Origin of the sequence: Mesorhizobium sp. B2-1-1, assembly GCF_006442975.2 — a bacterium.
Taxonomy (GTDB): Bacteria; Pseudomonadota; Alphaproteobacteria; order Rhizobiales; family Rhizobiaceae; genus Mesorhizobium.
In genome coordinates, this window is record NZ_CP083954.1 from 2,568,884 (window position 1) to 2,591,554 (window position 22,671).

Here is a 22,671-nt window from a genome sequence, read left to right on the forward strand (position 1 = left end):
CTCACCCCACAAGGGGAGAAGGGGAGGCGAAGTGCGCTAGGTCCCAAGCTGTCGATGCTAGTGAGTCTTCTCAACGCGATAGCCCTGTATCTGAACCAAACAATATCCGGCCACCCGCTCAGGGAGACAGGCGGGCGGCCGGCAGGCGCCTATTTCTGCGGCGCCTGGTCGATGATCGACTGCATAGTCTCCTGCGCATTGGCGATGGCGCCGTCGACGTCGTCGCCGAAGAACACCTCGTTGACCATCTGCGTCCACGGGCCGTTGGCGGAGTTGATCAGGTCGTTGAAGACCACCGAATAGGGCGTCTTGCCCTTGGCCATGGCCTCGGCTGCGACCTGGTAGCGCGGGTCGAGGTCCTTCAGCGCGTCCTTGGCGATGTCGCCGCGCACCGGCAGGCTGCCATATTTGGCCAGGATCGTCTGGCCCTCCAGCGAATAGGCGAAGTCGAGGAACTCCTTCACCACATCGATCTTCTTGGTGCCCTTGGTGACGACGAAATTGTCGCCGCCGGCAAAGGACGACCAGCCGCCATCCTTGCCCGGCAGGAAGGTGATGCCGTAGTCGATGTCGGGATACTGGGTGTTGAGCGCGCCGATGGCGAAGGCGCCCGAAGGCGAGATGCCGATGTTGCCGCCGGCGAAGGCGGCGAAGAAATTGGCGCCGGTGTCGGTCTGGGCGCCTTCCGGCACCAGGCCCTTCTTAACCATCGAGCGGTAGAGATCGATGGCGCCACGCAGCTGCGGGCTGTCCAGCGTCGCCTTGGAGCCGTCCTGTGAGAGAATATCGCCGCCCGAGGCCCAGACCAGCGGCGTGAAGGTGAAAATGTTGCAGCCGCCGCAATTGCCGGAGAAGTAGAAGCCCTTGATGTTGCCGCCGAGCGCATTGACTTTTTCGGCGTCGGCTTCGATCTCGGCCCAATTGGCCGGGCCCTTTTCGGGGTCGAGGCCGGCCTGCTTGAACAGCTTCTTGTTCCAGATCAGCACCGAGGCGTCGGCGGAGAAGGGCAGGCCGTAGATGCGGTCCTTGTACGTGCCGGTCTTCACATGAGCCGGCGACAGGCTGGCGAAATAGGGGAGCGACTTGGCCCAGTCGGTGATGTCCTCCAACTGACCGGCGGCAGCAAAGGAGGGCGTGTAGATCAGGTCGAGCGACAGCGCGTCGGGCGCCGTGCCGCCGGCGGCGGCAGCACCGTATTTCGGAATGATCTCGGCGTTGGGGATGATGTCGAGCTTGACCTGGTTGGTGTGGCCCTTGTTGTAGGCATCGACGATGCGCGGCATGAAGTTCGAGCCGTCGGCGCGCACCCAGATGTTGGCGGTCTCGGCGGCGGCAAATTGCAGCCCGCAGCCGAATACGGCGGCCGTCAAGGCCAGCCTGGCAATCAAAGTCCTCATATTCTCCTCCTCCACGTTTTGGCCGCGATGCGCGGCTTGCCGCCGATTGCGGCGTTTGGTTCTTCAGCCGTCCGGCAGGCGGCCGCAGGACTGACGCACCACCAGCCGGCACGGCAGTTTCCGGATGCCTGGCGCGGCGGGCTTGCCGCCGACCAGGGAAAGCAAGGTCAGCCCCGCTTCGCGGCCGAGCGCAGCCAGGTTCATGTCGACCGAGGTCAGCGGCGGGCGCGTCGCTTCGGCCACGATCTCCCAATTGTCGAAACCGATGACGCCGACATCGCCGGGCACGTCGAGACCGCGCTCGCGCAAGGCATCGATGACGCCGCGCGCGATCTGGTCGTTGCCGCAGAAGACGGCGTCCGGCCTTTCGCTTGCGCCGTCGAACAGCCTCGCCACGGCTTCGTGTCCCCAGGCCTCCGACCACGAGCCGAGCAGCGGCTCGGTGCCCGACAGGCCGTTCTCGGTCAGAACATCGCGATAGGCCTGCGCCCTGGCGTGCACCACGGCAAAGCTCGCCGGTCCCGAGACATGGGCGATGCGCCTGCGGCCGAGCCGACAGAAATGCTCCACTGCCAGCCGCGCGCCGCCAGCGTCGTCGGAGACGAAGGCGACGGCGTCGGGATCGGGCTGGGTGAAGGCATAGATCACCGGAATGCGCAGATTGGACAGATCGACCGGCAGAAGACGGTCGATGCGCTTGCCGGTGGCGATGATGCCGTCGACGCGCTTGTCGAGCATGGCCTCGACATGGAGCTGGCCGAGACGCGGATCCTCCTCGACATTGCACAGGAACACCGAAACGCCGGCGTCGACCAGCGCGTCGGAAATGCCCGACATCAGCGGCAGCGAGAAGCGGCCATAGGTATCGTTGGTGAGCAGGCCAACGGTGAAGGAGCGTCGCCGCAGCAGGCTCTGGGCCAGGCTGTTGGGCCGGAAGCCGAGGCGCTGCGCGGTCTCGCGGATGCGCTCGCGGGTCTCGGCGGTCATGCGGCCCTGGTCGTTGAGCGCCTTCGAGGCGGTGGCGACGCTGACGCCAGCCTCGGCTGCCACGTCACGCAAGGTGACGGGCTTGGGAAAGGCTGGCTGATCGTCCAATGCCATTGCGGCGAAAATCCCGATTGGGAAAAGGTTTTCTCTTACAGGCCGTAATGACCCGGCCAATGGCCGAGCCCGCTCGGAAATGTTTGGAAAAACCTTTTCTCAACCCAAACTAGGCCAGATCCAGAGGCTGTTCAAGAGGAAAAGTGGCTGGTCCTCCGGTGGTGCGAAGTGGCCGCCGGAGGGCGGGCTCACGGGCTCGGCGCCCGGCGAGTTCATCAGGCGAATTCCTGATCGGCAGCCGTCAGTGCTGCCCACGGCGCGAGCCGGCCAAAGCAGCAATCGGCGACATGTCTACAAACGACTCTTCGGTCTTAACGCTTGCGCAAATATTATCGGTTAGTTCGCTAGTCATGGCCTCGTGGCGGAGCGGCTACGCTGGAGACGGCAAATCTCTGAAGCCTCGGTTCGATCCCGAGGCGAGGCCTCCAAAAAATCATATGACGTAGAGCCTGCGTCGGACCATCAAGGGCGATGGGTCTTGCCAGCTTGCATTTGCGACCTGGGCCGGACAGGTCCTCGTCTTCGTTGTGACGCTGATGTGCCGGCAAGAAGACTGCTACCCAGCCGACTTGCGCGCTTTCAGCATCTGACGATCGGGGTCACGTGGCATGCGGCCGGCGTTAAAGCAGCCTATTTGCATTTGGCATGCAGGGCACTCGCCAAAAGAGTGCTATGGAAGGGCAAGAGCTTGCCCGCTCCGACTTTCCCCGACATTCGAGGCCATTTTCGTGCGTGAACCGTCGCTGTTGCCCGTCTTTGGAAAACTTGGCGCCAAGGGACCCCGTGCCGTTACGGTGGAACCGGTCCCGTCGGCAGGTATCGCCCCGCGGCTGCGGGAGGCGCTGGCCGCCCATGGCGGCATGGTGTTGAAGCTGTCGGTCGTCGCCTGGACGATATCGGTCCTGGGCATGGTCTTCTTCATGTTGCAGGGCTGAGGCAAATGGCCAACCGCTACGCACTGCGCATGGACTTGCCCCAAAGCTGGGCCATCATCGACGTCTTCACCGGCCAGCCCGTCGTCGTCAGGCAAAGGGCGATGGTCGGCATGAGCCCGCGCGACGCCAACGCCATGGTCGATCAGATGAATGTCCGGGACGTCAAGCGCCGGGAGAAGGCGGAGCGTAAATCCTGATCCAGCGCCGTCCGCCTGTCGTCTCAGCGGAAGTCGTCGGCCGTCAGCACATACATGCTCTTGCGCGTGCGGTCATAGGCCTTTGACGCTACGTCGCGGATGACACTGCTCTCGGTGTCGAAGGTGGCGAGATAGCCGGCTTCATTGGCTGCCGTCGCCGGCTGCATCCTCGTCATGGCATCGGCGGCGACCGAGAAGGAAATCTGGAACATGCCGTCATAGCCGACGAACCGGATGCGCTTGCCGGCCTCGTCGTAGCTGCGGCTGCGGTTGGGGAAGGTCAGGCTCATGATTTTGCCTCCGTCGTTTTCTTCACCGCGCGTTTCTTCTTCGGCGTCGGGTTCAGGGCCTCGGCCACGCGGTCGGCTTCTTCCTTGGCCAGCCGCAATTGCCTCAGCCTTGCCGTCTTGATCTCCCTGGCCCTCGCTTCGGACATATATTCGGCGGTTGCCTTGTTGCGCTCCGCCGTCTTCTTCTGCTTGTCGACAAAGCGCGCTTCAGCTTTTTCCATGATCGTCTGGTTGCCGTCGGCCATCGAGGAAATCTCCCTTGCGTCTGAAATCGTGAAAATGAACTTGTCCGATAAATAGGCACTCTGCCGGGAAAATTCAAATTTTTGAAATATTTGGTCGTTTTCCGACCCGATGAAACCGGGCGCCGAAATAATACTATGATTATTCAATATCCGCTCGGAATAAATTTTGGCACTCCTATCTATCGAGTGCCAAAGAGCCTATAGAAGGGGGCGGCCGCCTATGCCGGCCCCAGAAAGAAGTTCTCATGAAATTTCGGCCACTCCACGACCGCGTCGTCATCCGGCGCGCCGAAGGCGATATCAAATCCAAGGGCGGCATCATCATTCCCGACAATGCCAAGGAAAAGCCGCAGGAAGGCGAAGTGATCGCGGTTGGTCCCGGCGCCCGCGACGAAAACGGCGCACTTGTTCCGCTCGACGTCAAGGCCGGCGACTTGATCCTGTTCGGCAAATGGTCGGGCACGGAGGTCAAGATCGACGGCGAGGATCTTCTGATCATGAAGGAAGCCGACATCATGGGCGTTATCGAAAAGAGCGTCGAAGCCAAGAAGGCCGCCTGACTGAAGCGCCGCGCCTCTGCGCGGTGACGGCTCCACTCCAAATGCGAACTGGATAAAATCATGTCTGCCAAGGAAATCAAATTCTCCACCGATGCGCGCGACCGTATGCTGCGCGGCGTCGAGATCCTCACCAATGCGGTCAAGGTCACGCTCGGCCCCAAGGGCCGCAACGTCATCATCGACAAGGCCTATGGGGCGCCGCGCATCACCAAGGACGGCGTCACCGTCGCCAAGGAAATCGAGCTTGCCGACAAGTTCGAGAACATGGGCGCGCAGATGGTGCGCGAAGTGGCCTCGAAGACCAACGACCTCGCCGGCGACGGCACCACCACTGCCACGGTGCTGGCCGCCTCGATCCTGCGCGAAGGCGCCAAGCTGGTTGCCGCCGGCATGAACCCGATGGACCTCAAGCGCGGCATCGACCAGGCCGTCGCGGCCGTCGTCGTGGAAATCAAGGCGAAGGCCAAGAAGGTCAAGTCGTCGGCCGAGATCGCGCAGGTCGGCACAATCGCCGCCAATGGCGATGCCAGCGTCGGCGAGATGATCGCCAAGGCGATGGACAAGGTCGGAAATGACGGCGTCATCACCGTCGAGGAAGCCAAGACCGCGAACACCGAACTCGACGTCGTCGAAGGCATGCAGTTCGACCGCGGCTATCTCTCGCCCTATTTCGTCACCAATGCCGACAAGATGCGCGCGGAGCTGGAAGAGCCCTATATTCTCATCCACGAGAAGAAGCTCGGCAATCTGCAGGCAATGCTGCCGATCCTCGAAGCGGTGGTGCAGAGCGGCAGGCCGCTGCTGATCATCTCCGAGGACGTCGAAGGCGAGGCTCTGGCGACGCTGGTCGTCAACAAGCTGCGCGGCGGCCTCAAGGTCGCGGCCGTCAAGGCGCCGGGCTTCGGCGACCGCCGCAAGGCGATGCTGGAAGACATCGCGGTGCTCACATCCGGCCAGATGATCTCCGAGGATCTCGGTATCAAGCTGGAGAACGTCACCATCGAGATGCTCGGCCGCGCCAAGCGCGTGCTGATCGAAAAGGACACCACCACGATCATCGACGGCGCCGGCACCAAGGCGACCATTCAGGCGCGTGTCGCCCAGATCAAGGGCCAGATCGAGGAAACCACTTCCGACTATGACAAGGAGAAGCTGCAGGAGCGGCTGGCCAAGCTCTCCGGCGGCGTTGCCGTCATCCGCGTCGGCGGCGCCACCGAGTCGGAAGTCAAGGAAAAGAAGGACCGCATCGACGACGCGCTGAACGCCACGCGCGCGGCGGTCGAGGAAGGCATCGTGCCGGGCGGCGGCGTGGCCCTGCTGCGTGCCAGGACGGCGCTTGCCGGCCTGAACGGCGCCAATGCCGATGTCACCGCCGGCATCTCGATCGTGCTCAGGGCACTCGAAGCGCCGCTCCGCCAGATCGCCGAGAATTCGGGCATTGAAGGCTCCGTTGTCGTCGGCAAGCTCTCCGACAGCAAGGATCACAACCAGGGTTTCGATGCCCAGAACGAGGCGTATGTCGACATGATCAAGGCGGGCATCGTCGATCCGGCGAAAGTGGTGCGCACCGCGTTGCAGGATGCCGGCTCGATCGCCGCGCTTTTGATCACCGCCGAAGCGATGATCTCGGACATTCCGGCCAAGGATGCCGCGCCTGCGGGCGGCGGTGGCGGCATGGGCGGCTACTAGGATTCGGCCGGCTCGCGAAGGTGGTTTCATAAAAGCCGTCTTTCAGACCTGATCCGTATCTCGCCGAACCGGCCTTTGCCGCAGGCGAGACGACTATCGCCGGGGGATTCTCCCCCGGCGCGCAGGCCTCTGGCCCAGGAGATCGATCCATGATCGTGTTCGTGCAGAAGCCACAGACGGTCGTCACGACCGAAACGACAGAGGAAAGCCGCTTCGACCGCATCCGCAGGATTGCCGCCGACAAGCACAAGAAATCCGAGCCCGATCCGGCAATGCCACAAAAGGGCGAACCCAAGCGTCCGATGTAATAGCGGCGCCGCCGCCGCTACATTCCGCTCAACCTCAGCACCACATCGCGCGTCAGCGGCGCAAGTTCGACGGAACTGGTCGAGCCGGGCTCCAGCCAGATGATCTCCTCGATCTCGGGGGCGGCTATCGGCTGGCTGTCGATGGAGAGCCCGAACAATTCCGCCTCGACCGTGCTGTCCGGCTCGTTGGCCGAGAACAGGCCGAGCCGGGAGGTGGTGGCGAGGTCGACCGCCAATCCGAGTTCCTCGCGCAATTCACGCACCAGAGCATCGAGCGGGGACTCGCGCGGCTCGATCTTGCCGCCGGGCTGCATGAAGGCGCTGGTGCCGCGCTTGCGCACCAGAAGCAGCCGGCCCGACGCATCCGCGATGACGCCGGGAGCGACCCTTATCTTGCGGCTTTCGTGGCGGGTAGGATTCACGGTAGACTGTTCCGGTGGCCGTTCGGTGCAGGGCGCCTGCGGAAACGGAACCGCGATTCTCAGTTCGGAGACAAGCCATGTTCGCAGCCAAGGCCATCGACACTTCGGACAAGGCCGCGTTCTATCGCGATCTTGCCGCGCAACTGAAGGCGCTGCTCGAGGGCGAGGGCGACTCGATCGCCAATGCCGCCAACACCGCGGCGCTGATCTTCCAGATGGTGCCCGATCTCAACTGGGCGGGCTTCTATTTCCTGGCCTCGGACGAGGAATTGGTGCTGGGTCCGTTCCAGGGCAAGCCGGCCTGCGTGCGCATTGCCGTAGGCAAGGGCGTATGCGGCACGGCGGTCGAACTCGGCACCTCGATGCTTATCAAGGACGTGCACGATTTCCCCGGCCACATCGCCTGCGACGCCGATTCGCGTTCGGAACTGGTCGTGCTTCTCGAAGACGATGAAGGCGTCTTCGGCGTGCTCGATCTCGACAGCCCGCTGCCCGGCCGCTTCGACAAGGCGGACCAGGCCGGCATCGAAACGCTGGCCGCGATCTATGTCGCGGCCAGTTCGTTCGAGGATTAGGCGCTTTCCTGCCGGACAGAAGGGGGCGCCGTAGAGCGCTACCTTTGGGGCCTAGGCCAACTTCACCAGCATCAGGCTGAAGCCGCCGATGAACAGGAAGGCCGAGAAGGCGAGCGCCAGCGGGCGCAGGCCGCGCGAGCGCAGCTGCGAGATATCGGCCTGCAGGCCCATGGCGGCCAGCCCCATGGTCAGCATGATGGTGGTGGCGAGCGCCATCGCCGATTTCACGTCGGCGGGTATCGCGACAAGGCTGTTCAGAGCCACGACGGCGACGAAGGCGGCGACGAACCATGGCATGGGCGGGCGCGCCGCCTGCTGGTCGCTGCTGCTCTTGCGGCGCGCCATCAGGCCCAGCGCGATGACCATCGGCGCCAGCATGGCGACGCGGGTGAGCTTGGCGACGGTGGCAATCTCGCCCGATTGGGTGCCGTTCTGGAAGCCGGCGCCGATGACCTGCGCCACCTCATGGATCGAGGCGCCCGCCCACAGGCCGAAAGCATGCTGGTCGAGGCCGAGCAGCGGCGCCAGCAGCGGGAAGCCGAGCATGGCGACGGTGCCGAACAAGGTGATCGAGGCGACGGCGTAGGTGACGTCCTCGTCGCGCGCGTCGGTGACGATGTTGGTGGCCACGATTGCCGAGGCACCGCAGATCGAGGTGCCGGCGGCGATCAGATGCGCCAGTTTCGCGTCGACGCCGATCAGCCGGCCGAGTGTGATGGTGAAGACGAAGGTGGCGCCAAGGGTGGCTGCCACGATGCCGACACCTCCGGCGCCGATCGACACCACCTGGCCGAGCGTCAGCTGGAAACCGAGCAGCACGATGGCGAAGCGCAGCAGCCGGCGCTGCGAAAACGCGATGCCGGCCTTGGCGTGCGCCGGCGTGCCGAGCACGTTGGAGTAGATCATGCCGGCGACGACGGCTATTATCATCGGGCTGAACAGGGCAAAGCCGGAGACGTTGTGGGCCGAGAAGGCCACCGCAGTGATCATCGCGACCAATATCATACCGGGCACGGGTCCGGCCTTGGTCGAGTCGAGCGCCTTGCGGCGCTGCGCGGGTTCGGCGGAAATCAGGCTTTTTGGAATATCGTTCGCAATGTGGGATAAGGAAGACAACGTCATGCTCCAGGCGACTTCGCCCGGGGAATGCCATTCCCCAACTAATCTTTCCAATGAATTATTTTCGTTAGAATGATCGATTTTTCAGGACGGTTTCCGGCTTGCGGACCAAAATGCCGTTGCAGGCCAAGGCCGGTATCGGCATGCAACTAATTGCGGCTGGTGACGCAGCGCGGCAAAGAGGCCTGGCACCGCCAGAAGATGGCTTGGCATTGGCTTGACGGGCCACTCATGCTGCGCCAGCTTGGCGCCATGTTCGTTCTTCCCCGCGCCAATGTCATGCGACGCCGAACCTGTACACTGCGAGGCGGCATGATTGCGCGACGACGAGGAGTGGCCCGTTAATTCCGGTTCGTTCTTCCCAGCCCCGCCCGCGCAACCGTCGGCGGGCTGTTCATGTCTGGAGCCCTCGATGAGCATCAATCCTTCCATCCAGTTCCGGCAGGCCGGGCCGGCGGACGCCGCAGCCATCCGGGACATCGTGCGCTTGGCCTATGCCAAATGGGTGCCGCTGATCGGCCGCGAACCGCTGCCCATGCGCGCCGACTACGACATAGCGGTTGCAGAGCATGAGTTCGACCTTGCGACCGAGCAGGGCGAAATCGTCGGCGCGATCGAAACCATGCCAGCCGATGATCATGTCTGGATCGAGAATGTCTGCGTGGCACCGCATGCGCAGGGAAGGGGGATCGGCCGGCTGTTGCTGGAGCGGGCTGAACGCAAGGCGGCCGAAGCGGGCCGCAACGAACTTCGCCTGCTGACCAATGGCGCCTTCGCGGCCAATGTGTCGCTTTACAAGAGGCACGGCTATAGGATCGACCGGGAGGAGCCGTTCATGAACGGTACGTCTGTTTATATGAGCAAGAGGCTCGCTGGATAGACCGCAATCGGAGTTCGACAATGGCTGCCAAAATCAGGCTGAAGCAACTGCCCGGGCTGTACGCGATTTCGCGGCTCGAGCCTGGAGCGAGCATTCCCGGTTGGGCGGACGGGCCAGGCTTCGTCAGCATTACCAGAACCGAGGATGAACTTTCGATCGTCTGTCTGCAGGATCGCGTTCCAGATGGCGTCAAGCGGGATGACGAGTGGGTCGCCTTCAAGCTCCAAGGACCTTTCGCCTTCGACGAAACCGGCATCGTGTTGTCGGTCATCAGGCCGCTGTCGGAAAACGAGCTGGGCATTTTCGTGGTGTCGACTTTCGACGGCGATCACCTGCTGGTGAAAGCCGCCGATCGGGTCGCGGCGACACGGCTTCTGGGCGAAGCCGGGCATACTCTGCTTTAACTCGTTCTATTCCAGCTATCCGCCCGGCTGGTTCAACCGCTCGCGGCTCGCTCACCAGTTCGGGGGTTGCGTTTGACAGTGCCGGTCGCGCATCGTTATTTCTAGCCAGATATCACGCCGGACGGCTGTGCGGGCGCCCCTCAGGAGAAATCATGTCACACAATCTGCAGTTCTACATCGATGGCGCGTGGGTCGATCCTGTCGTGCCCAACACGATCGATGTCATCGATCCGTCGAACGAAGATGCCTTCGCGCAGATTTCGCTGGGCTCCAAGGCCGACGTCGACAAGGCGGTGGCCGCCGCGAAGCGCGCCTTCGGCACATTCGGCTTCACCTCGGTCGAGGAACGGCTCGACATCCTCAACGGCGTCATCGAGGTCTACAAGAAGCGCAGCCCGGACCTGGCGCTCGCCGTGTCGCGCGAGATGGGCGCGCCGCGCCGGATGGCGCTCGACAGCCAGGTCGGCATCGGGCTCGCGCATCTGGCCAAGATGGCGGAAGTGCTGAAGAGCTTCCAGTTCCGGCAGGTCAAGGGCTCCTCGCTGATCGTCAAGGAGCCGATCGGCATCGTCGGCCTGATCACGCCATGGAACTGGCCGCTGAACCAGATCACCTGCAAGGTGGGTCCGGCACTCGCCGCCGGTTGCACCATGGTGCTGAAGCCGTCCGAGATCGCGCCGCTCGACGCCATCATCTTCGCCGAGATACTCGATGAGGCCGGCGTGCCGAAGGGTGTGTTCAACCTCGTCAATGGCGACGGCCCCGGCGTCGGCCAGGCGCTGTCCAGCCATCCCGACATCGACATGATGTCGTTCACCGGCTCCACCCGGGCCGGCATATTGGTGGCCAAGGCCGCCGCCGACACGGTCAAGCGCGTGCACCAGGAACTTGGCGGCAAGTCGGCCAACATCCTGTTCCCGGATGTCGACCTCGCCACCGCCGTGACCAAGGGCGTCGCCGGCTGCTTCAGCAACAGCGGCCAGTCCTGCAACGCGCCAACGCGCATGTTCGTGCCGCGCGACCGTCATGACGAGGCAGCTTCCTACGCCAAGGCGGCGGCGGAAAAGTTCGTGGTCGGTCCGGCCGACGCTCCCGGCACCAAGCTCGGCCCTGTCGTCAGCCAGGCCCAGTTCGACAAGATCCAGGACATGATCCAGAGCGGCATCGACGAGGGAGCCACGCTGGTCACGGGCGGCCCCGGCCGTCCGGCCGAACTCAACCGCGGCTACTATGTCAGGCCGACCGTGTTCGCCGATGTCACCCACGATATGCGCATCGCGCGCGAGGAGATTTTCGGGCCGGTGCTGGCGATCATGCCCTATGATACGGTCGAACAGGCGGTCGAGCAGGCCAACGACACCGTCTACGGCCTTGCCTCCTATATCCAGGCCAAGGATATCCAGAAGGCGCGCGACGTCGCGGCGCGCATGCGCTCCGGCAACGTCTACATCAACTATCCCCAATGGGACGCCGGCCTGCCCTTCGGCGGCTACAAGCAATCCGGCAACGGCCGCGAATACGCCGAATACGGGCTGGAGGATTTTCTGGAGATCAAGGGTATCGCGGGGTATGAGGCGGCGGAGTAGGCGGACAAGAGCCGCCCTCACAGAACGTGGGTTCCTCGCCCCCGCAAAGCGGGGGGAGGTGGCCCCGAAGCGGTCGGAGAGGGGGCTGCGGCGCTGGAAGGTTTCACGGCATATCCGTCTCGGCTTCGCCGAGCTACCTCTCCCTCACCTTCGTGGGGGCGGAACCCTGGTCTGTTATGCCGCGCCACCTTTTAGGTGGCCGCTCTGGTCCTGTTTCCTTGCCAATTGGCAAATACATGCTATATGTCTGCCAATAGCGGGAGCAGAAAATGCAGCTTCAGTCCATCGTCACCACGCCGGCCGCGGTCGGCAGCGCCATCTCGGATGAAGAGGCGGGCGCCCTGGCGCGCACCACGGTCAACCTGTTCAAGGCGTGGGGCCTCACCGACCTCGAGGCCTGCATCCTGCTCGGCGGCATGTCGGCGCGGACCTGGGCGCGCTGGAAGGAAGGCGGCATCGGTCGGATCGACCGCGATCTGCGCACCCGCATGGCGCATCTGATGGGCATCCATAAGGGCTTGCGCTATCTCTTCACCGAGCCGGCGCGCGGCTATGCCTGGATCCGAAAACCCAACGCCACGTTCGGCGGCCAGTCGGCGCTCGACCTGATGCTGCGCGGCGAAATCTCCGACCTTGCCGCGATGCGCGAATGGCTCGACGCGGAGCGTGGTGCATGGTGAGTGGGCTCGCGGTCCGGCGCCGCGTCCACTGGCCCCAGACCTTCCGCATCATCCGCTCCATCCATCCGCCGATCGACCTCTTCGAGGACATTGCCGACCCACGCGATTGGGAAGCGCTGGCCGCCGTCGAGGAGAAGACCAATCCGCGCATCCGGCTGGAACTCGGCGACCTCGGCAAGGTTCCTGCCGAAAGGCGGGTGTCCGGACCCGGCGCAAGTTTCGTGATGGCGCCCTTCGTGCATTGCTCGACCTTGCGGCCCGGGCGGTTTTCCGATGGCAGCTACGGCATCTACTATGCCGGCGACAGCGAGGAGGTAGCGCTGGCCGAAACCATCCACCACCACCAGAATTTTATGCGCGCCACCAAGGAGGAGCCGGGCTGGACCGCGGATTTCCGCGTGCTGATCGGCAGCGTCGATCGCGACCTCGATGACGTCAACGCGGTGCCCGGCGCGCTTGACCCGGACGACTACACCGCCTCGCAGGCCGAAGGCCGCGCCTTGCGCGCGGCCGGCAGCGACGGGCTGGTGTGGAGCAGCGTGCGCATGCCGAGCGGGCAGTGCATCGGCATCTTCTGGCCGGATGCAATCACCGTCCCCGTCCAGGGGAGGCACTACAGCTATCACTGGGACGGCCGCCGCGTGGATTTCGTGCGCCGGCACGATACGGGCAAGGTGCTGGCGGTCACTTGAAGGCGGCGGCGCCGGTCAGTGCCGCAGGATCTTGCTCAGGAATGCGCGGCTGCGATCGGTCCTTGGATGCGAGAAGAACTCGTCGGGCGTGCCGCTTTCGACGATGGCGCCGGCATCCATGAACACCACGCGCTGGGCGACCTTGCGCGCAAAGCCCATCTCATGCGTCACCACCATCATGGTCATGCCTTCCTCGGCAACCGCGACCATGACGTCGAGCACTTCCGAAATCATCTCGGGGTCGAGGGCGGAGGTCGGCTCGTCGAACAGCATGATCTTGGGGCGCATGCCGAGGCAGCGGGCGATCGCCACACGCTGTTGCTGGCCGCCTGAAAGCTGCGCAGGATAGGCGTTGACCTTGTCGGCAAGCCCGACCTTGGCCAGCAGTTCGCGGCCGGCCTGCTCGGCTTCGGCGCGCGGGATCTTGCGGACATGGATCGGCGCCAGCGTGACGTTTTCGAGCGCGGTCTTGTGCGGGTAGAGGTTGAAGGACTGGAAGACGAAGCCGATCTCGGTGCGCAGCTTCGTCATGTTGGTGGCGGGGTGGCCGAGCCGCTGGCCGTCGACGACAAGGTCGCCGTCCTTGATCGTCTCCAGCCCGTTGATGCAGCGGATAAGCGTGCTCTTGCCCGACCCGCTCGGGCCGCAGACGACGACCACTTCGCGCGGCTCGACGCTGAGCGTGATGTCCCTCAGCACGTTGAGCGTGCCGAACCATTTGTTGACGCCGCGAAAATCGATCATGCCCGTTTTGGTCATGTGGTCGGAACCTTTGGGTTCGATGTCATATCTGCACCTCGCCATGGGCGGCACCGATGCGCCGTTCGAGCCGGCGGGCGAGCATGATCAGCGGATAGCAGACGATGAAATAGCCGACGCCGACGAGGAAGAACACCAGCAGGCCGTTCGGCACGCGCTGCACCACCAGCCAGCCGACGCGGGTGAGATCGGTCAGGCCGATCGCAGAGACGACCGAAGAGTCCTTGATCAGCAGCACATATTGCCCGACCAGCGGCGGCAGCACGATGCGCATCGCCTGCGGTAGCACCACCTGGCGCATGCGCTGCCAGCGCGACAGGCCGGACGCCAGTGCCGCCTCGACCTGGCCTGTCGGAACCGAACGGATGCCGGCGGCGACGATCTCGCAGATGAAGCAAGCGGCGAGGTTGGTCAGCGCGATGATGCCGGCGGTGAAGGCGTCGAGCTCGATGCCCAGCTCCGGCAAGATGAAGAAGATCAGGAATATCTGCACCAGGAACGGGGTGCCTCGGATGAGGTCTACCCAGGCACCGATCACGCCGGCGATCAACCGGTTGCCGCCGGTCCGCAAGATGCCCAGGCCGAAGCCGAGCAGGGTGCCCAGCACCAGGCTGATCAGCGACAGCACCACGGTCATGCCGAGGCCGCGCAGCGCCAGCGGATAGCTGCCCGCAAGGCTTTGCAACTGTTGCCAGATCATATGCGCGCTCCCGCCGAGCCGAGCCAGCGGCCGGAGAGAACCGCCAGCCCTTTGAGGCCGTAATAGAGCAGGAGGTAGAAGGCGGCGATGGTGAGAAATCCTTCCGCCGGCATGAAACGGTCGGAGGCGAGCAACTGGCCGGCGCGCGTCAGCTCGGCAACCGAGATCAGCGACAGGAGCGCCGAATCCTTGACCAGCACGATCGCTTGTCCCAGTAGCGGCGGGATCGTCACCTTGAACGCCTGCGGCAAGACCACCAGGCGCATGCGCTGGACATAGGTCATGCCCGAAGCAACACTGGCCTCAACCTGGCCGCGCGGGATCGACAGGATGCCGGCGCGAATGATTTCAGCGACATAGGCGCCGCTGTTCAGTGACAACGCGAGGATGCCGACGACGAGTTCGGGCAGCACGAAACCGAGGCGCGGCAGGCCGAAATAGAGAAAATAGAGCTGCGCCAGCAAGGGCGTGGCGCGTACGGCGTCGATATAGGCCTTGGCCGGCACCCGAAACAGCCAGCCGCGCTGCAGGTTCATCGCGCACAGCAGGATGCCGACCGCGAGCGCGCCGAAAAAGGACAGCGCCGACAGCCACACGGTCGTGACCAGGCCCTGCCCGAACAGGGGCAGGTATTCGACGATGGTGCGGAAGCTGAAATTCTCGAGCATGGCCGTGAATGGTGGGTAGGGAATAGTGAGTAGTGAGTAGTGAGTAGGCAGGCGGATCCGGAATTCCCTATCCACTACTCACTAATTCGCTACTCACTAATCCCTAATCCCTAATCCCTAATCAGTGATCTTTCTTCCAGTCTTCCGAATTGACCCAGTAGTCGAGGTTCTTCTGCAGGCGGCCGTCGATGGTGACCTGGTTGAGGAACAGGTTCATCCAGATCAGGAGATCCGGCTCGTCATAGCGGGTGGCGAAGGCAAGCGGCTCCTTCGAGAGGAGGTCCGGCATGATTGTGAAGGTCCCGGCCGGATAAGCCGTCGACTGGCCCTTGACCGCCGAGACGTCGTTGACGCCGCAATCGGCCTGGCCGTTGTTGACGGCGTCGAGCAGCAGCGGACCGCCGCCCTTGTAGCTCTTGATGTCGGCATCGGGGAAGGCTGCCTTGGCTTCCTTCTCGCCGGTGGCGCCGAGCAGCACGGCGATCTTGGTGCCCTTGGCCTTGCAGTCGTCGGCGGTCTTGAACTTGCCGTCGGCCTTGGTGAAGACGGTGCTGCCCGTATACATGTAAGGCGTGGTGAAGGCGACCTTCATGCCGCGTGCCAGCGTCGGCGTCATGTCGGCGACCAGAAGGTCGGCCTTGCCCGAAAGCAGCGCCGGGATCAGGCCGTCCCAGTCGAAGTCGAGGAAGGTGATCTTGACGCCCATTTCCTTGGCCATCAGTTCGGCCAGTTCCACCGAGCTGCCGGTGCGTTCGCCATTGGCGCCGACCAGCGAGAAGGGCGGTCCCTGTGTCTGCACGGCGACACGCAGTTCGCCGCGCTTGGTGATGTCGTCGAGCGATCCGGCACTGGCGGCGGCGGTGAGGCCGGCCAGTGCGAGGCCGGCGATGAAAAGCTTGGCAATGTTCATTGGTTTCATTGGGCATTCCTCCTTTTGTCGTCTTGTTGTCCACCCTACAGGGTGCTTTTTGAGCGGCGGCGCCGTTGCCGGCGGCGGCCACCGTTCGAAAATCCGTCTCCTTAGTGCCGGGCCGCCGTTTCGGCGACCGCGATGCCGCGGCTGGCCAACGCGTCGAAGAAAGGCGCGTCCGGCACATGCAGCAGCGGGTTGAGCAGGCCGAGGCCCCCGAGAACCGCTATCCTCATGCCGGCTCCTTGCGAATGCTGTCGTCGGACCAGCAGCCTTCCGGCAGGCTGACCCATTTGTTGCAGGACGCCATGACGACGAAGGTCTCGCTGCGCACGACCTCGCCCGGCTCGCCGGCGCCCGGGATCAACTCGCTGGTGACGCGGTAGAGATCGGCGACGTCGCCGGCCACCGTCACGTCGACGATGATGTCGAAGCGCCCGGTGACGACCGAGGCCGAGTTGACGAAGGGCAGTTCGGAAATGCGCTGCGCCAGCTCGCGGGCGCGGCCGCGCCCTTGCGCGTTGATGCCGACGATGGCCGAGATCAGTTCGGGCCGCTCCGTCAGGTTCAAGAGCCCCACGATCTTGAGCAGGTTGCGGTCGAGCAGGTTGCGCAGCCGCGTGCGCACCGTCGGCACCGAGATCGCCAGAATCTCGGCGAGGCGGTTGATGCCCGGCTGTGCGTCCTGCGACAGCTGTTTGACCAGCCGCCGATCGGTCAGATCGAGATGTTCCCGCAAGTCCCCCGTCTTTCATAAAACGAAAAAAGCTAGGCGATTTTTTTGCCTATGTGCAAACAAGCTATTTCATGGACTCCTTAAAGGCAAGGCATGATTCCACGCGAATTCAGCATGTGGGCGGCGGCTTCACACCAGTGCGGCGACCAGCAGCTTGGCCTGCGGCGTCAACGTGTCGAAGCGGCGGGCGCAGAGATTGAGCTGGCGGGTTCCCCAGTCGTCCGTCAGCCGCAGGCTACGCAGGCTGGGCGCCGAGCGGCGCACGATGCTTTCCGGCACGATGGCGACGCCCGCGCCCTGGGCCACCAGCCTGCAGACATTGTCGAGGCCGGGCACGCGGATGCGAAAATGCAGATGACCGCCAAGGCGCGCGGCCTGGCGGGAGATGTGCTCCTGCAAGGGATGGCCGGCGCTCAGGCCGACAAAGGTTTCACCGAGAATGTCGGCGAGGCCGGTCGCGCGGCCTTCGAGGCCGGGGCGGTTGCGCGCGGCGATCACCACCAGCCGGTCAACGAAGAACGGTTTCTGCTCGAGATGGGAAAGGCCGGCCCAGGTCGCGGCAATGCCAAGATCGGCGGCGCCGCTCGCCACCGCCTCGGCGATCTCGTGGCTGGGGCGCTCATCGAGGTCTATGTCGATGCCGGGATGCGCGACCAGAAAGGCCGGCAGCCTGTCGCGCAGAAGTTCGCTGGTGGCGGCCGTGTTGGCGAGCAGGCGGACCCGCGCGCGCAGGCCGGTGGCATAGGCGCCGAGCTCGCCGGCCATCGCCTCGATCTGGTTCTGCACCGCGCGCGCGTGGTGCAGCAGCGCCTGGCCGGCGGCGGTCGGCACCACGCCGCGCCGGCGGCGCTCCAGAAGCGGCGCGCCGAGCCTATCCTCCATGCCCTTGATGCGGGCGCTGGCCGAGGCCAGCGCGAGGCCCGCGAGCTCGGCGCCATGGGTGATGCTGCCGCGCTCGGCGACCAGCAGGAACAGCCGGAGATCGACGAGGTCGAAGCGCATCTTTTTCCTCCCGCAAGACAGCCCGGGCGATGGCCGCTATCACGCGATCGATGGCGCAGCGGGCCGACCGGCTTGCGGCGCCAGCCTTCGCCTCAGCCGAAGGCTGGTGCCGCGATTTCCACATTGCGGGTGACGGCGAATTTCGTCAAACAGTTTCGGTGGAGGTCCAAGATGAGAAAACCAGCATCGAACCGGCAAGGGCTCGGCATCGCTGAAAGCGCGGCGATGCTGCTGGCGGTTGCCGTCGCCCTTCTGGCCGTGGCGCGCTCGGGTTCCGGCATGCCAGGATGCGCCATGACATCCGCCCCTGTCAGCAGCGCCGCCGCCGGACCGGCGGGGCCGGCAGCGGGGATCGACGCTGCCGACATGCTGCTCCATGATTGAGCCGCTGCCGGACACGCCATCATGCTGAGCGCCGCCGCCGTCGCCTGGATCTGCGCCGTCTTCCTTGCCGCCGGCTTCGTCAAGGGCGTGGTCGGGATGGGCCTGCCGACGGTGGCGATGGGCCTGCTGGCGGTGACCATGGCGCCGGCCGAGGCGGCCACGCTTCTGCTGATCCCGTCGCTGGCTACCAACCTGTGGCAATTATTCACCGGTCCTTCGTTCGGCGGGCTCGTCAGGCGGCTATGGACGATGATGGCCGGCGTGGTGATCGGCACCGTTGCCGGCGCCGGCCTGCTCACCGGCGCGCATACGGCGGCCGCGTCCGGCGCGCTCGGCGTGGCACTGATGCTCTATGCCGTTCTCGGCCTCGCCAAGGCCGGCTTCTCAACGCCGCCACGCCACGAGGCCTTGCTATCGCCGCTGGTCGGGGTGGCAACTGGCCTGGTCACCGGCGCCACCGGCGTCTTCGTCATTCCGGCGGTGCCCTACCTGCAATCGCTGCGGCTGGGCAGGGAAGAGCTGATCCAGGCGCTCGGCCTGTCCTTCACCGTGTCGACGGCGGCGCTGGCCATCGGGCTGTTCAGGGCCGGCGCCCTGGCCTCGCCGACGGCCGGGCTGGCGGGTTCGGTCGCGGTGCTGGCGCCTGCGCTCGCCGGCATGGCTGTCGGCCAGGCGCTGCGCCAGCGCATGAGCGTCGAGACTTTTCGCAAAGTGTTCTTCGCCGGGCTCTTGGCGCTGGGATTTTATCTGGTGGCCGAAGCGGCGTTTTGAGCACCGCTTGCCGAACGCCGACTGGCCGGACCGGCCTACCGCACCACCAGGACCGGGATTTCGCTGTAGGACACGACTTCCGCCGTCTGGCTTCCCAGAAGCAGCCTGCCCAATCCGCGGCGGCCGTGCGAGGCCATGACGATCAGGTCGCAGCGTTCGGTCTGCGACAGCTCCAGGATCGCCTCGGCGGGCCTTCTGTCCTCGATGTGCACGACCTTGGCCGACACGCCCAGCCCCTCGGCGGAAGCCTTGCATTTGTCGAGCACCTCCTTGCCGTATTTGCGGGCTTCTTCCTGATAGGCGGCCAGCTCATCGCCCGCGGCGTAGCCGGCCATGGCGCCGCCCCAGGCGAAGATCGGGAATTGTTCCGAGACGGTGACGAAGGTCACGGCGGCGCCGAGGCCCTTTGCCAGCCCGAGGCCGTGGGCAACGCCCTTGTCGGCCAGTTCCGACCCGTCGGTGGCGATGAGCAGATGTTTGTACATGATGATCGTGACCTATCGTGCTTGGTGAACTATGGACCACACATAGTTATGCCCGGCGCCCAGTCATTGTGCCAATGCGGCGGGGATCAGGGCCAGGGAATGTGGTGGGCATCGCGTGGACCGCGCCCAAACGAGCGTTCCACCCCCGGACTTTCGCGCCAGCTGGATTCCCCTTCGCCGCATCGTCCTTTAAGGTGCGGCAACTTCGAAAGGCCCACCATGAGCAGTGCGTTTCCTCAAATCCATCTGGTCCGACATGGCGAGACGGCGTGGAGCCTGTCGGGCCAGCACACCGGCCGCACCGACATGCCGCTGACGGCAGCCGGCGAGGCGGCCGCGCGGGGTGTGGCGGATCGGCTGAAAGGCCTGCGGTTTTCGGCCGTGTGGTCGAGCCCCTCGCAGCGCGCCTACAACACCAGTCTGCTTGCCGGTTTCGGGGCGCAAAGCATCAAGATGGACGACCTGCAGGAATGGGACTACGGCGCCTATGAAGGGCGAACCACCAGGGAGATCCTGGCCGAACGGCCGGGCTGGAACGTCTTTCGCGACGGCTGCCCGCAAGGCGAAACGGCGGCCGATGTGGGCGCCCGCGCCGACAGGATCATCGATCGCCTGCGCGAGGCAAATGCCGACATGCTGATCTTTTCCAGCGCGCACTTCCTGCGCGTGCTCACCGCCCGCTGGCTCGGCTTGCCGCCGCAGGACGGCGCGCTGTTCGTGCTCGATACGGCCAGCATCAGCGTGCTCGGCTACGAGCATGACCTCGGCGAGCCGGTGGTGCGCAAGTGGAACGGGAAGTAGGGCGGCCTAGCTGTCGAACTTCCGGATCGCCTCGGCGGTTACAGGCGTGAAGAAATTCACTAGATTGCAGTCGGGGTCGCGGAACAGCAGCGAGCGGTTGCCCCAGGGCATGGTGGTAGGCTCCTGGACAATTGCGCCCTTGACGGTTTCCGCCAGCCTGGCAAATTCGGCATCGACGTCGCCGACTCGGAATTCGATGATGGCCGTGCGGTTGTCGGCTGGGCGGGCGATGTCGCTGCCGAACAGCATCAGGGTGCGCGTGCTGCCGATCGCCAGCGTGCAGGCCGGCGTCGCCAGTTCGGCGAAGTCCTCCGTGTACATCGTCACCGGCATGCCGGTGATCTCGCCATAGAAGCGCACGAGGCGCTGGACATCGGACGTGATGATGCGGACAGAGACGAAATTCATCGCATTGGCTCCTTGATCGTCGAAGCCGCGGCTGGGCTCCCGGCCTTCTATAGGCCGGGGCTCCTGACAGCTTTCCGTCAGGAGCCGGAAGCGCCGGTCGATTTTCAGATCTGCCGAACGACAGTGCCGACCTTGCGCCTATTCATCCCGCCAGCAGCGCCAATTCGTCGGGCGTCAAATGCCTCGCAGTACCCTTGGCGAGGTCGCCGAGCGGCAAGCTGCCAATGGCGACCCGGATCAGGCGCTTGACCTCAATGCCGTGGGCGGCGAGCAGGCGCCGGATGTGGCGATTGCGGCCCTCGTGGAGCACGATCTCCAGCCAGGCGGTGCGGCCGCCGCTGCGCAGCAGCTCGATCGAGTTCGCAGTCAGCATTTCACCCTCGACGGGAGCGCCGGCGCGCAGCGCTTCCAGCACCGCGGCGTCGGGCACCGTGGCGATCTGAACATGATAGGTCTTGGGCAGGTGCGAGGCCGGGTCCATCAGCCGGTTGGCGAAGCGCGTGTCGTTGGTCATCAGCAGCAGGCCTTCGCTCGCCTTGTCCAGCCGGCCGACCGGCGAGACGAAAGGCAGGTCAAGCCCTTCAAGACAGGCATAGACGGTGTCGCGCTCGAGCGGGTCGTCGCGGGTCGTGACCAGCCCGCGCGGCTTGTTGAGCATGAGATAGACCTTGCGCTCGGCAACGACGTCTTCGCCGTCGACGACGATACGGTCGCGCTTCATATCGACGCGCAGGGAAGCATCGCGCGCGACCTTGCCACCGACGCGCACGCGGCCCTCGGCGATCAGCCGCTCGGCCTGGGTGCGCGAGCACAGGCCGAGCTTCGACAGCGCGCGGTTGAGGCTGACGCCGGTGCTTGCCTGTCTGCCGGTGTTTTCTATCCGCCGTGGTGTCATTGCGAGCCGACTGATGCCATGGGCGGCGCTGACTTCGCAAGCCGGCGGAGGCAGTTTTGGCACCATCGGCCGTGCTCTACGGCGCGCCCCTCTGTCGCCCAGCTTGCGGCAGAGGCAGCTCAGGCCGCTTGGTCGGTCTCGCCCGCGATCCCGTTCAGCACGGCAAGCGCGTCGGCTGGCAGCTCCAGCTCCGCCGCCGCCATGTTTTGCCTGAGATGCGCGACGGACGAGGTGCCGGGGATGAGCAGGATGTTGGGCGCGCGGTGCAGCAGCCAGGCGAGCGCCACCTGCATGGGCGTCGCGCCGAGTTTTTGCGCGACATCGGCCAGCGTGCTGGATTGCAGCGGCGTGAAGCCGCCGAGCGGGAAGAACGGCACATAGGCGATGCCGGCCGCGGCAAGCTCGTCGATCAGTGCGTCATCCTCGCGATGCGCGATGTTGTACTGGTTCTGCACGCAGACGATGTCGACGATGCCGCGCCCCTGCGCGATCTGGGTTGATGTGACATTGCTCAAGCCGATATGGCGCACCAGACCCTGACGCTGCAGTTCGGCGAGCGTATTCAGTTGGGGTTCGAGCGAGCCTTCGGCCGGGCCGTGTATGCCGTGCATGGAGCGCAGGTTGACGACCTCCATCGTGTCCAGTCCCAGATTGCGGAGATTGTCGTGCACGGCCTGCGTCAGTTCCTGCGGCGACATTGCGGGGATCCACGATGCATCGGCGCCGCGCCGGGCACTGACCTTGGTGACGATGGTGAGGTTGGCGGGGTAGGGGTGCAGCGCCTCGCGGATGATCAGGTTGGTGACGTGCGGACCGTAGAAATCGCTGGTGTCGATATGGTCGATGCCGCTCGCCACCGCCTCGCGCAGCACGGCGAGTGCACCGTCATGGTCTTTCGGCGGGCCGAACACGCCGGGTCCGGCCAGTTGCATGGCGCCGTAGCCCATGCGCTTCACGGTGCGGTCGCCGAGCTTGAAGGTTCCGGCCTTGCTGATGTCAGTCATGGTCTCAATCTCCTTTGGATCGGCCAGATGTAGACAATGCACGCTTGCGCGATAATATGGCGCAATCG

General features: G+C 64.7%; 31 protein-coding genes. 14 read left to right on the top strand and 17 right to left on the bottom strand.

Going from position 1 to position 22,671, the window contains the following annotated elements:
- Positions 1-149: 149 nt before the first annotated feature.
- Entirely contained in the window at positions 150-1,397 is a 1,248-nt protein-coding gene (locus tag FJ972_RS12520; RefSeq protein WP_140521388.1) for an ABC transporter substrate-binding protein, read from the bottom strand.
- A gap of 63 nt (positions 1,398-1,460) precedes the next feature.
- Positions 1,461-2,498 carry a LacI family DNA-binding transcriptional regulator gene (locus FJ972_RS12525; protein WP_140521389.1) on the bottom strand — a complete coding sequence of 346 codons (1,038 nt, stop codon included), beginning with the start codon at positions 2,496-2,498 and terminating at the stop codon, positions 1,461-1,463.
- Positions 2,499-3,226: 728 nt separating this feature from the next.
- Between FJ972_RS12525 and FJ972_RS12530 the strand changes: the two genes are divergently transcribed.
- Together FJ972_RS12530 and FJ972_RS12535 are read left to right on the top strand one after the other, a co-directional pair.
- Entirely contained in the window at positions 3,227-3,433 is a 207-nt protein-coding gene (locus FJ972_RS12530) for a hypothetical protein (RefSeq protein WP_140521390.1), read from the top strand.
- A gap of 5 nt (positions 3,434-3,438) precedes the next feature.
- A complete protein-coding gene (locus tag FJ972_RS12535) occupies positions 3,439-3,630 on the top strand; it encodes a hypothetical protein (RefSeq protein WP_140521391.1) in 192 nt (63 codons plus the stop codon).
- Between the two features lie 23 nt (positions 3,631-3,653).
- On the opposite strand, the gene FJ972_RS12540 is transcribed toward FJ972_RS12535, so the two are convergent.
- Together FJ972_RS12540 and FJ972_RS12545 are read right to left on the bottom strand one after the other, a co-directional pair.
- The gene (locus FJ972_RS12540) at positions 3,654-3,920 is read right to left on the bottom strand and encodes a DUF1488 domain-containing protein (protein WP_140499190.1); all 267 of its coding nucleotides are present in this window, start codon (positions 3,918-3,920) and stop codon (positions 3,654-3,656) included.
- Positions 3,917-4,165, bottom strand: a complete 249-nt coding sequence (locus FJ972_RS12545; protein ID WP_140499188.1) for a hypothetical protein — start codon at positions 4,163-4,165, stop codon at positions 3,917-3,919. The genes FJ972_RS12540 and FJ972_RS12545 overlap by 4 nt, the downstream gene beginning before the upstream one ends.
- Before the next feature lie 245 nt (positions 4,166-4,410).
- Here FJ972_RS12545 and groES point away from each other — a divergent pair, with 245 nt between their 5' ends.
- The 3 genes from groES (at position 4,411) to FJ972_RS12560 (ending at position 6,722) form a co-directional block, all read left to right on the top strand.
- Positions 4,411-4,725, top strand: a complete 315-nt coding sequence (groES, locus tag FJ972_RS12550; protein ID WP_140516246.1) for a co-chaperone GroES — start codon at positions 4,411-4,413, stop codon at positions 4,723-4,725.
- Between the two features lie 60 nt (positions 4,726-4,785).
- On the top strand, positions 4,786-6,414 hold the full coding sequence (gene groL, locus FJ972_RS12555; protein WP_140521392.1) for a chaperonin GroEL: 1,629 nt from the start codon (positions 4,786-4,788) through the stop codon (positions 6,412-6,414).
- 149 nt (positions 6,415-6,563) lie between these two features.
- A complete protein-coding gene (locus FJ972_RS12560; protein ID WP_181165260.1) occupies positions 6,564-6,722 on the top strand; it encodes a hypothetical protein in 159 nt (52 codons plus the stop codon).
- A gap of 17 nt (positions 6,723-6,739) precedes the next feature.
- Here FJ972_RS12560 and FJ972_RS12565 read toward each other — a convergent pair whose 3' ends face one another.
- Entirely contained in the window at positions 6,740-7,144 is a 405-nt protein-coding gene (locus FJ972_RS12565; RefSeq protein WP_140521393.1) for an NUDIX hydrolase, read from the bottom strand.
- A gap of 77 nt (positions 7,145-7,221) precedes the next feature.
- Between FJ972_RS12565 and FJ972_RS12570 the strand changes: the two genes are divergently transcribed.
- Positions 7,222-7,719, top strand: coding sequence for a GAF domain-containing protein (locus tag FJ972_RS12570; RefSeq protein ID WP_140499180.1), 498 nt, complete (start codon positions 7,222-7,224; stop codon positions 7,717-7,719).
- 51 nt (positions 7,720-7,770) lie between these two features.
- On the opposite strand, the gene FJ972_RS12575 is transcribed toward FJ972_RS12570, so the two are convergent.
- Positions 7,771-8,835: a YeiH family protein gene (locus FJ972_RS12575; protein ID WP_140521394.1), complete on the bottom strand. Its 1,065-nt coding sequence runs from the start codon at positions 8,833-8,835 to the stop codon at positions 7,771-7,773.
- Between the two features lie 415 nt (positions 8,836-9,250).
- Between FJ972_RS12575 and FJ972_RS12580 the strand changes: the two genes are divergently transcribed.
- From FJ972_RS12580 to FJ972_RS12600, 5 genes are all read left to right on the top strand, one after another.
- Positions 9,251-9,718: a GNAT family N-acetyltransferase gene (locus tag FJ972_RS12580; protein ID WP_140521584.1), complete on the top strand. Its 468-nt coding sequence runs from the start codon at positions 9,251-9,253 to the stop codon at positions 9,716-9,718.
- Between the two features lie 20 nt (positions 9,719-9,738).
- Entirely contained in the window at positions 9,739-10,122 is a 384-nt protein-coding gene (locus tag FJ972_RS12585) for an ACT domain-containing protein (protein ID WP_140521395.1), read from the top strand.
- Between the two features lie 152 nt (positions 10,123-10,274).
- On the top strand, positions 10,275-11,708 hold the full coding sequence (locus FJ972_RS12590; RefSeq protein ID WP_140521396.1) for an aldehyde dehydrogenase family protein: 1,434 nt from the start codon (positions 10,275-10,277) through the stop codon (positions 11,706-11,708).
- 269 nt (positions 11,709-11,977) lie between these two features.
- Positions 11,978-12,388, top strand: a complete 411-nt coding sequence (locus FJ972_RS12595; RefSeq protein WP_140499170.1) for an MbcA/ParS/Xre antitoxin family protein — start codon at positions 11,978-11,980, stop codon at positions 12,386-12,388.
- A complete protein-coding gene (locus FJ972_RS12600) occupies positions 12,382-13,080 on the top strand; it encodes an RES family NAD+ phosphorylase (RefSeq protein ID WP_140521397.1) in 699 nt (232 codons plus the stop codon). The genes FJ972_RS12595 and FJ972_RS12600 overlap by 7 nt, the downstream gene beginning before the upstream one ends.
- Positions 13,081-13,095: 15 nt before the next feature.
- Here the strand turns inward: FJ972_RS12600 and FJ972_RS12605 are convergent, their stop codons facing one another.
- The 7 genes from FJ972_RS12605 to FJ972_RS12630 all read right to left on the bottom strand — a co-directional run bounded on the left by FJ972_RS12605 (position 13,096) and on the right by FJ972_RS12630 (position 17,855).
- Entirely contained in the window at positions 13,096-13,839 is a 744-nt protein-coding gene (locus tag FJ972_RS12605) for an amino acid ABC transporter ATP-binding protein (protein WP_140521398.1), read from the bottom strand.
- A 25-nt stretch (positions 13,840-13,864) separates the two neighbouring features.
- Positions 13,865-14,539, bottom strand: a complete 675-nt coding sequence (locus FJ972_RS12610) for an amino acid ABC transporter permease (RefSeq protein WP_140521399.1) — start codon at positions 14,537-14,539, stop codon at positions 13,865-13,867.
- A complete protein-coding gene (locus FJ972_RS12615) occupies positions 14,536-15,207 on the bottom strand; it encodes an amino acid ABC transporter permease (protein WP_140521400.1) in 672 nt (223 codons plus the stop codon). Before FJ972_RS12615 ends, FJ972_RS12610 begins: the two co-directional genes overlap by 4 nt.
- 121 nt (positions 15,208-15,328) lie before the next feature.
- Positions 15,329-16,117, bottom strand: a complete 789-nt coding sequence (locus FJ972_RS12620) for an ABC transporter substrate-binding protein (protein ID WP_140516312.1) — start codon at positions 16,115-16,117, stop codon at positions 15,329-15,331.
- A gap of 110 nt (positions 16,118-16,227) precedes the next feature.
- Positions 16,228-16,353 (bottom strand): hypothetical protein, encoded by a 126-nt coding sequence (locus tag FJ972_RS30145; protein WP_263486469.1) that lies wholly within the window; start codon positions 16,351-16,353, stop codon positions 16,228-16,230.
- Positions 16,350-16,856 carry an Lrp/AsnC family transcriptional regulator gene (locus FJ972_RS12625; protein WP_140499160.1) on the bottom strand — a complete coding sequence of 169 codons (507 nt, stop codon included), beginning with the start codon at positions 16,854-16,856 and terminating at the stop codon, positions 16,350-16,352. Before FJ972_RS12625 ends, FJ972_RS30145 begins: the two co-directional genes overlap by 4 nt.
- Positions 16,857-16,982: 126 nt before the next feature.
- On the bottom strand, positions 16,983-17,855 hold the full coding sequence (locus FJ972_RS12630; RefSeq protein WP_140521401.1) for a LysR substrate-binding domain-containing protein: 873 nt from the start codon (positions 17,853-17,855) through the stop codon (positions 16,983-16,985).
- A 171-nt stretch (positions 17,856-18,026) separates the two neighbouring features.
- Here FJ972_RS12630 and FJ972_RS12635 point away from each other — a divergent pair, with 171 nt between their 5' ends.
- Together FJ972_RS12635 and FJ972_RS12640 are read left to right on the top strand one after the other, a co-directional pair.
- Positions 18,027-18,239 (top strand): hypothetical protein, encoded by a 213-nt coding sequence (locus FJ972_RS12635; RefSeq protein ID WP_140521402.1) that lies wholly within the window; start codon positions 18,027-18,029, stop codon positions 18,237-18,239.
- A 21-nt stretch (positions 18,240-18,260) separates the two neighbouring features.
- Complete coding sequence (locus FJ972_RS12640; protein WP_140521403.1) at positions 18,261-19,010, top strand: sulfite exporter TauE/SafE family protein; 750 nt, start codon at positions 18,261-18,263, stop codon at positions 19,008-19,010.
- 35 nt (positions 19,011-19,045) lie between these two features.
- On the opposite strand, the gene FJ972_RS12645 is transcribed toward FJ972_RS12640, so the two are convergent.
- On the bottom strand, positions 19,046-19,495 hold the full coding sequence (locus FJ972_RS12645; RefSeq protein ID WP_140499152.1) for a universal stress protein: 450 nt from the start codon (positions 19,493-19,495) through the stop codon (positions 19,046-19,048).
- A 219-nt stretch (positions 19,496-19,714) separates the two neighbouring features.
- On the opposite strand from FJ972_RS12645, the gene FJ972_RS12650 reads away from it, so the two are divergent.
- Positions 19,715-20,296 (top strand): histidine phosphatase family protein, encoded by a 582-nt coding sequence (locus tag FJ972_RS12650; RefSeq protein WP_140521404.1) that lies wholly within the window; start codon positions 19,715-19,717, stop codon positions 20,294-20,296.
- A 6-nt stretch (positions 20,297-20,302) separates the two neighbouring features.
- On the opposite strand, the gene FJ972_RS12655 is transcribed toward FJ972_RS12650, so the two are convergent.
- The 3 genes from FJ972_RS12655 to FJ972_RS12665 all read right to left on the bottom strand — a co-directional run bounded on the left by FJ972_RS12655 (position 20,303) and on the right by FJ972_RS12665 (position 22,603).
- On the bottom strand, positions 20,303-20,704 hold the full coding sequence (locus tag FJ972_RS12655; RefSeq protein WP_140521405.1) for a VOC family protein: 402 nt from the start codon (positions 20,702-20,704) through the stop codon (positions 20,303-20,305).
- Between the two features lie 142 nt (positions 20,705-20,846).
- Positions 20,847-21,599: a pseudouridine synthase gene (locus FJ972_RS12660; protein WP_140521406.1), complete on the bottom strand. Its 753-nt coding sequence runs from the start codon at positions 21,597-21,599 to the stop codon at positions 20,847-20,849.
- Positions 21,600-21,718: 119 nt separating this feature from the next.
- On the bottom strand, positions 21,719-22,603 hold the full coding sequence (locus tag FJ972_RS12665) for an aldo/keto reductase family oxidoreductase (protein WP_140521407.1): 885 nt from the start codon (positions 22,601-22,603) through the stop codon (positions 21,719-21,721).
- Positions 22,604-22,671 lie beyond the last annotated feature (68 nt).

Bases quoted from the DNA above. Each gene is read 5' to 3' on its own strand.
- FJ972_RS12520 (WP_140521388.1), bottom strand. From the start codon at position 1,397: ATGAGGACTTTGATTGCCAGGCTGGCCTTGACGGCCGCCGTATTCGGC.
- FJ972_RS12525 (WP_140521389.1), bottom strand. From the start codon at position 2,498: ATGGCATTGGACGATCAGCCAGCCTTTCCCAAGCCCGTCACCTTGCGT.
- FJ972_RS12535 (WP_140521391.1), top strand. From the start codon at position 3,439: ATGGCCAACCGCTACGCACTGCGCATGGACTTGCCCCAAAGCTGGGCC.
- FJ972_RS12540 (WP_140499190.1), bottom strand. From the start codon at position 3,920: ATGAGCCTGACCTTCCCCAACCGCAGCCGCAGCTACGACGAGGCCGGC.
- FJ972_RS12545 (WP_140499188.1), bottom strand. From the start codon at position 4,165: ATGGCCGACGGCAACCAGACGATCATGGAAAAAGCTGAAGCGCGCTTT.
- groES (WP_140516246.1), top strand. From the start codon at position 4,411: ATGAAATTTCGGCCACTCCACGACCGCGTCGTCATCCGGCGCGCCGAA.
- groL (WP_140521392.1), top strand. From the start codon at position 4,786: ATGTCTGCCAAGGAAATCAAATTCTCCACCGATGCGCGCGACCGTATG.
- FJ972_RS12560 (WP_181165260.1), top strand. From the start codon at position 6,564: ATGATCGTGTTCGTGCAGAAGCCACAGACGGTCGTCACGACCGAAACG.
- FJ972_RS12570 (WP_140499180.1), top strand. From the start codon at position 7,222: ATGTTCGCAGCCAAGGCCATCGACACTTCGGACAAGGCCGCGTTCTAT.
- FJ972_RS12580 (WP_140521584.1), top strand. From the start codon at position 9,251: ATGAGCATCAATCCTTCCATCCAGTTCCGGCAGGCCGGGCCGGCGGAC.
- FJ972_RS12585 (WP_140521395.1), top strand. From the start codon at position 9,739: ATGGCTGCCAAAATCAGGCTGAAGCAACTGCCCGGGCTGTACGCGATT.
- FJ972_RS12590 (WP_140521396.1), top strand. From the start codon at position 10,275: ATGTCACACAATCTGCAGTTCTACATCGATGGCGCGTGGGTCGATCCT.
- FJ972_RS12595 (WP_140499170.1), top strand. From the start codon at position 11,978: ATGCAGCTTCAGTCCATCGTCACCACGCCGGCCGCGGTCGGCAGCGCC.
- FJ972_RS12600 (WP_140521397.1), top strand. From the start codon at position 12,382: ATGGTGAGTGGGCTCGCGGTCCGGCGCCGCGTCCACTGGCCCCAGACC.
- FJ972_RS12605 (WP_140521398.1), bottom strand. From the start codon at position 13,839: ATGACCAAAACGGGCATGATCGATTTTCGCGGCGTCAACAAATGGTTC.
- FJ972_RS12610 (WP_140521399.1), bottom strand. From the start codon at position 14,539: ATGATCTGGCAACAGTTGCAAAGCCTTGCGGGCAGCTATCCGCTGGCG.
- FJ972_RS12615 (WP_140521400.1), bottom strand. From the start codon at position 15,207: ATGCTCGAGAATTTCAGCTTCCGCACCATCGTCGAATACCTGCCCCTG.
- FJ972_RS12620 (WP_140516312.1), bottom strand. From the start codon at position 16,117: ATGAACATTGCCAAGCTTTTCATCGCCGGCCTCGCACTGGCCGGCCTC.
- FJ972_RS30145 (WP_263486469.1), bottom strand. From the start codon at position 16,353: ATGAGGATAGCGGTTCTCGGGGGCCTCGGCCTGCTCAACCCGCTGCTG.
- FJ972_RS12630 (WP_140521401.1), bottom strand. From the start codon at position 17,855: ATGCGCTTCGACCTCGTCGATCTCCGGCTGTTCCTGCTGGTCGCCGAG.
- FJ972_RS12635 (WP_140521402.1), top strand. From the start codon at position 18,027: ATGAGAAAACCAGCATCGAACCGGCAAGGGCTCGGCATCGCTGAAAGC.
- FJ972_RS12640 (WP_140521403.1), top strand. From the start codon at position 18,261: ATGCTGAGCGCCGCCGCCGTCGCCTGGATCTGCGCCGTCTTCCTTGCC.
- FJ972_RS12645 (WP_140499152.1), bottom strand. From the start codon at position 19,495: ATGTACAAACATCTGCTCATCGCCACCGACGGGTCGGAACTGGCCGAC.
- FJ972_RS12650 (WP_140521404.1), top strand. From the start codon at position 19,715: ATGAGCAGTGCGTTTCCTCAAATCCATCTGGTCCGACATGGCGAGACG.
- FJ972_RS12655 (WP_140521405.1), bottom strand. From the start codon at position 20,704: ATGAATTTCGTCTCTGTCCGCATCATCACGTCCGATGTCCAGCGCCTC.
- FJ972_RS12660 (WP_140521406.1), bottom strand. From the start codon at position 21,599: ATGACACCACGGCGGATAGAAAACACCGGCAGACAGGCAAGCACCGGC.
- FJ972_RS12665 (WP_140521407.1), bottom strand. From the start codon at position 22,603: ATGACTGACATCAGCAAGGCCGGAACCTTCAAGCTCGGCGACCGCACC.